The following is a 480-nucleotide window of genomic DNA, read 5'->3' as shown; positions in this document are numbered from 1 at the left end:
AGATGGTTTTCTTGTCCATTATTGGTGATGGTTAAGACTTCACCCGTCGTATCTTCTCGCATGCTAAAACTATGAAAAGCCAAATCATCTTGGAAGTAATTACTATCTACGATGGCAATAGCATATACTGGTGCGATGTGTTTGTAACTCTGGTGGGTATCACCTTCACGTTGGCGAATTTTTTCTAGATTTTGATTGACCTGACTGCACAAGTAAGCCCATAGGCGATTGATGAAAAAATTCTGATGATGCACCTGAATTTCAATAATTACTTGCGTTCCATTATCTAGTTCAGCTAAAACATCTATACTTGTATAGAAATCCTGTGCCGAGTACGGTAGGGAAGGCAAGACATGAATGTTACTTCCCTCTAAAATCGTTACATTTTTGGCTGGTAAATCCAACATATCGCGAATAAATTGACAAGTGATTTCCGGATTGCTAAAGATTTTCTTAGCTACCAAATCATTGGTCGGGCTA

At 38.5% G+C, this 480-nt stretch carries 1 protein-coding gene; it reads right to left on the bottom strand.

What is annotated here, in order from left to right; all coding sequences use genetic code 11:
• Positions 1 to 480: PD-(D/E)XK nuclease family transposase (locus tag WKI42_RS10675; protein ID WP_368081910.1), on the bottom strand; the 480-nt coding region annotated here is incomplete at both ends.

The sequence above is a fragment of the Streptococcus pseudopneumoniae genome, from assembly GCF_038148935.1.
Taxonomy (GTDB): domain Bacteria; phylum Bacillota; class Bacilli; order Lactobacillales; family Streptococcaceae; genus Streptococcus; species Streptococcus pseudopneumoniae_U.
Note: the sequence above shows the minus strand (reverse complement) of the source record. Positions and strands in the feature narration are given on the sequence as shown.